Annotated in this window: 3 protein-coding genes; 1 reads left to right on the forward strand and 2 read right to left on the reverse strand. The window is 34.4% G+C overall.

Translation table 11 applies throughout. The features are described from left to right. The coding region (locus ACJMMI_RS08055) for a helix-hairpin-helix domain-containing protein (RefSeq protein ID WP_405354815.1) at positions 1–716 on the forward strand (716 nt) is incomplete at its 5' end. A 206-nt stretch (positions 717–922) separates the two neighbouring features. On the opposite strand, the gene ACJMMI_RS08060 is transcribed toward ACJMMI_RS08055, so the two are convergent. Beyond that, positions 923–1093 carry a hypothetical protein gene (locus ACJMMI_RS08060; RefSeq protein WP_405354816.1) on the reverse strand — a complete coding sequence of 57 codons (171 nt, stop codon included), beginning with the start codon at positions 1091–1093 and terminating at the stop codon, positions 923–925. Beyond that, positions 1059–2138: a hypothetical protein gene (locus ACJMMI_RS08065; RefSeq protein ID WP_405354817.1), complete on the reverse strand. Its 1080-nt coding sequence runs from the start codon at positions 2136–2138 to the stop codon at positions 1059–1061. The genes ACJMMI_RS08060 and ACJMMI_RS08065 overlap by 35 nt, the downstream gene beginning before the upstream one ends. Between the last annotated feature and the right edge of the window lie 305 nt (positions 2139–2443).

Here is a 2443-nt window from a genome sequence, read left to right on the forward strand (position 1 = left end):
GCGTAAACTCAGTCGGTGCCGACCTCAACACAGCTTCACCTGCATTGCTCTCAAGAATTTCAGGACTTAACAGCACAGTTTGCAATAACATTGTAGCGTATAGGGAGGAGAACGGTGCTTTTACTTCTCGTACAGAATTAAAGAAAGTACCAAAGCTTGGCCCAAAGGCATTTGAACAGTGTGCAGGCTTTTTAAGAGTGCCGGAAAGCAAAAATCCACTCGATAACACAGGCGTTCACCCTGAAAGCTACAAGAGTGCAAAGGAGTTGCTCTCACTTTTAGATTATTCCGATAAAGAAATAAAAGAGGGCAAGTTCACAGATATAGCAAGCCGAGTTGCCGCAAAGGGAACAAAGAGCCTTGCCGAAACCCTCAATATCGGACTTCCGACTCTTGACGATATTGTAAAAGAGCTTTCAAAGCCGGGCAGAGATCCTCGTGAAGAGCTTCCTGCTCCAATGCTCCGTTCAGATATTCTCGACATCAAAGACTTAAAGCCTGATATGGTGCTTAAAGGCACAGTCAGAAATGTAATTGACTTTGGTGCGTTTATCGACATCGGCGTACATCAGGACGGACTTGTGCATATTTCACAGATTTGCGATAAGTACATCAAACACCCGTCAGAGGTTCTCAAGGTTGGTGATGTGGTAGATGTAAAAATCCTCAGCGTAGAACCCGAAAAGAACAGAATCAGCCTGACAATGCGTTTCTAAGCATAACAAACAAGCCACTTTATCGTATGATAAGGTGGCTTTTGCGTTTTTATTATAAAAACATTATATTTGCAATAAACATCTAATACAAAAGTACTCTTAAATGATTTTTCGTAACTGTTACTCTGATAACCTATAATTACTTAAAAAATGATTAAGTACTGTATTAAAAATTTGTAATAACATCTCTTAAATAAAAACACTAATTATTTTTTTAAAATACTTTTAACTATCGGCTTACCAATTTTCACAGCAACTCCAGCCACAGCTACTAATAAACTTGCTACGGCGAAACCTTTTTTTGCATTATCAGCAGCCTTATCAACTTTTTTATGATCTTCCTTATTTAGTTTCTTTGGTTGAAATCTCTGTGCCATTTTCAATTACCTCCACCAATTGTTCACCACTGATTGTTATTTTCAAGCAATCATATGTAGTTCCTTCTTTAATACATAGCTGTTTTTCTGTTGACAAATATTTAGCTGCATTTTCATATAATTTTTGAAACTCTGAATCTTTGTGAGCGTATTCTATGGTTTTTAATTTTGAATAATCCAAACTGTTGATTTTTTCGATATTCATATCAAAAACTTTCTGAGCATTTTCATTGTCACCTATCAGTATATAAGAATTTGCTAACATTCGTGTTGCTTCAAGATATAAGTTGTAATATTCTTGAATTTCATCGTATTCATTATCTCTTTTGCTAAGATAATCATTTGATACCATAGATTTAAGAAATTGAGCCAGTCCTGTTTTGGGAATTGGTTTAAAGTCTGTTACCCTTCTTTTGAAGGCTTCAAAAATTTGATTTTGAGCAACCATTATATTGTTCATTGCATTTAACAAGGCTACGTTTCTGATATTCTCATCTTTTTGAGAAAGAGCGAGAATTACACCTTGTCTTCCAGCTTCAAGCAATCCTATTCTGTCATCTAATTGTCCATGCTCAATTCTTTGCACAACCAGAAGAGTCTCTTCAAGTTTTGCTGATAATTCATTTATTTGCTGTTGCAAATACAAGTTTTGATAATTATTTGTAATATCTCTTACAGGATTACCTTGGATACACTCTTTCTTTTTTATTGGAAGCGGAGTAACAATTTTTTCCCTACCATCTGCACTAAGTTCCATAAGAGTGGGCCACTGTGTTCCTGTTTTAGAGTTTTCCATTATCCAATATTTGCCAGTTTGAAAACCGCCTTGCAATTCAGCAGGAATTTGTACAACATATTCTGTACCTTTTTTTATATTATGTAAAAGTGAGGTAAGATCAACATATTGAAGTACTTTGTTTATTGCTCCTTTAAAATCAATATAAAAAGTTGATGAACCAATATTCAACACTTTTTTATAGATTATTTCATTTTTCTCATTTTCTTGTTCTGTTAGTTTGTTATCAGTTTTAATCAAGTTATCCATAATTCATCTCCTCATAATCATTTTGATTAGTTAAAAATTAATATAAGAGTAATTTGATATACTACCAATACTATAATTTTAGAGCATTTCTTATTTTATTAAGTTCAAATCTGTTTTGATTTTATCCTTAAAACTGAAGCGGTATCGAAAAAACGATACCGCTAAATTTATGCCATATTAAAATTACTCAATACCGAGGAGCTTTTTAGAAGCCTCTACAAGGCTGTCTTTAATGCTCTCTGCATCGTCATAGCTTTTGCCAACAGCTGTGATATAAGCCTTAATCTTTGGCTCTGTACCGCTTG

The sequence above is a fragment of the Ruminococcus sp. genome, assembly GCF_045129435.1.
Classification (GTDB): Bacteria; Bacillota; Clostridia; order Oscillospirales; family Acutalibacteraceae; genus Ruminococcoides.

Coding starts and splice junctions, on each gene's coding strand:
- ACJMMI_RS08060 (WP_405354816.1), bottom strand. CDS start 1,093: ATGGCACAGAGATTTCAACCAAAGAAACTAAATAAGGAAGATCATAAA.
- ACJMMI_RS08065 (WP_405354817.1), bottom strand. CDS start 2,138: ATGGATAACTTGATTAAAACTGATAACAAACTAACAGAACAAGAAAAT.